The sequence below is a fragment of the Thiolapillus sp. genome (assembly GCF_048562965.1).
Taxonomy (GTDB): Bacteria; Pseudomonadota; Gammaproteobacteria; order Chromatiales; family Chromatiaceae; genus Thiolapillus; species Thiolapillus brandeum_A.
This window is the reverse complement of record NZ_JBHNMF010000569.1, coordinates 1-2,002: the sequence shown is the minus strand read 5'-3', so window position 1 is coordinate 2,002 and position 2,002 is coordinate 1. Positions and strand designations below refer to the sequence as shown.

Genomic DNA, 2,002 nt, shown 5'->3' with positions numbered 1-2,002 from the left:
TGACAATCAACAACTTTCGTGGCGTCCAGGACGGGGAGCTGTATTTCTCAGGGGATACCGCTCTAGTAGGTGACAACAACACAGGAAAATCTACTGTTCTTGAAGCAATCGACCTAGTTCTTGGTCCAGAACGCCTTCGACGTTTTCCACCAATAGACGAGCACGATTTCTGGTGCGGCCAATACACGGCTGCTGAGGATGGAGCGTCTCCCCCGGAAATCAAAATAGAGGTTGTTATCGCTGATTTGAGCAAGGAGCAGCTGAGACATTTCCGTGAACACCTTGAATGGTGGGATGAGGAAGCCAAGGAACTGATTGACGGGCCACCGGAAGATACCGATGCTGACGGTGTGGTTCCCGCTTTGCGGGTTCGCTTCAACGGGATGTACGACCTGGAAGAAGACGATTTCATTGGGCAGACGTACTTTTGTTGGCCTGAGCCACTCGAAGAGCGGGAACCTGACAAGTTCTACACCAGCGACAAACGACGTTGCGGCTTTCTATTGCTGCGAACGCTTCGAACGGGAAGTAGGGCACTAAGCCTGGAACGGGGGTCACTACTTGATATCATTCTGAAACTGCAAGAGAAACGCCCTCAAATGTGGGAGGACGTGCTCCAACAGGCTCGCGATGTAACGGTTGCTGAGGCCGAGGAGTTGGGCATCTCCGAAACGTTGACCCAGGTGCAGAACGCGATTCGAAATATCGTGCCCTCAGAATGGGGTGAAAACCCCAAAATGAAGATATCCGATCTGACTCGGGAAATCCTTCGAAAAACGCTCACGGTCTTCATGAGCACGGGAATCAAGGACAGCAATGGCGCTGATGTTCTGGTGCCCTTCAGGAAACAAGGAACAGGCACGGTCAATACTTTGGTTCTCGCTCTCCTAAAAATGATCGCAGAACTCAAAGAAGAAGTTATTTTCGCGATGGAAGAGCCAGAGATAGCGATACCTCCCTATACCCAGAAGCGAATCATTCACTCTGTTAGAAGTTCGGCAGCACAGGCAATCTTCAGCTCTCACTCGCCGTATGTGCTCGAAGAGTTTGAACCCGACGAAATTCTCGTTCTTCAAAGACATCAGGGACAGCTGTCTGGTAAAAAGGCCACTCTAACGCCATCGGTGGCGAATGCAGGCCGCTATAGAATCGAGTTTCGAAGAGCGTTGTGCGAGGCATTGTTGTCTAGACGTGTCTTGCTCACTGAGGGGAAAACCGAATTTGATGCGATCAGTCTCGCTGCTCGAAAACTCGGAGTCCTTCAGCCGGCGGAATTTCGAAGCCTTGAAGAACTTGGATTGGCGGTAGTGGATGTAGAAGGAGATCGTTCGCTTGAGCCATTTGCAAATTATTTCCGTGGGTTAGGTAAGACGGTTTTCGCCGTTTATGACGAACAACCTGAGCCGCACAAGACTCGTATTCGAGCAGCATTGGATCATGCATTTGAGTCTGACAAGCACAGCTTCGAGGACGTAATTATCGATGGCGTACCTGGTGCAATTCTCCAGGAATTTGCACTTGATTTGGTCGCCAATGGTGAGTGGCCAACCCACATTCCCGCAGTAAGCCGACCAGATGCAACTAAGACGATTCAAGAAAATTTGGCTTGTTTGCGGATATTCCTTGATGACAAGAAAGGCAAGGGCGCTTGTGCCGCCATACTGGACAAGTGCAGCCCCGACGATATGCCCGAATACATAACCAACACACTACGTGAAATTAAGCGAGTGACTGATCCTGAAGAAGAGGTTGCCGAGGCGGACGTGGGCGAACCGGCACAGGAAGGGGAAACCACTGAGGATGCACCTAAAGCTGAAGGATCGGCGTGATGGTGCAAAATCCTGATGAAATAGTCCTAGACGAAGAACGAACGAGGCTGATGAGCACAGCCGGTCACTTGCTCGTCATGGGGGGACCAGGCTCCGGTAAAACAACGATTGCGCTTCTAAAAGCAGGCAACATTATTGAGCAAGAGCAAATACAGCCAGGGCAAAAAATTCTT

Annotated in this window: 2 protein-coding genes; both read left to right on the top strand. The window is 50.5% G+C overall.

The features are described from left to right. A partial coding sequence (locus ACOCD2_RS17815) for an ATP-dependent nuclease (protein ID WP_419625844.1) occupies positions 1 to 1,829 on the top strand: 1,829 nt, incomplete at its 5' end. Beyond that, positions 1,829 to 2,002 (top strand): UvrD-helicase domain-containing protein (locus ACOCD2_RS17810; RefSeq protein ID WP_419588542.1); only part of this gene is annotated, 174 nt, incomplete at its 3' end. The genes ACOCD2_RS17815 and ACOCD2_RS17810, both read left to right, overlap by 1 nt.